This is a genomic window from Gardnerella sp. C0684A1 (genome assembly GCF_055326835.1).
The window spans coordinates 1-263 of record NZ_JBLTSX010000036.1; the positions used below are offsets into that span (position 1 = coordinate 1).

1 protein-coding gene is annotated in these 263 nt (G+C 65.8%); it reads right to left on the minus strand.

The window, feature by feature from the left end:
* Nucleotides 1-263: cysteine peptidase family C39 domain-containing protein (locus tag ACNEUN_RS06270; RefSeq protein WP_463631578.1), on the minus strand; the 263-nt coding region annotated here is incomplete at both ends.

The following is a 263-nucleotide window of genomic DNA, read 5'->3' on the forward strand; positions in this document are numbered from 1 at the left end:
GCTCGAAGGCGATGGCGGGATGCAGTTCGATCAGGACGCCGGTGAACAGCTTCGACAGCTCCTCCCGGGACAGGCTTCGCGCGCCCAGAGCCGGATCGTTGACGAGATATCGCGCCTTGGCGCCGCGGCCCTTGATGGCAGTCAGCACGACGAAGTGGTTGAGGCCCCAATGGAGAATGGCCGGCAATGCGACTTCGCGCAGATCCTCGGGTTCGCCGCGCAGCGGTCGCGCGTCCAGCTTCATTTGGTCGGCGACCTGGAGC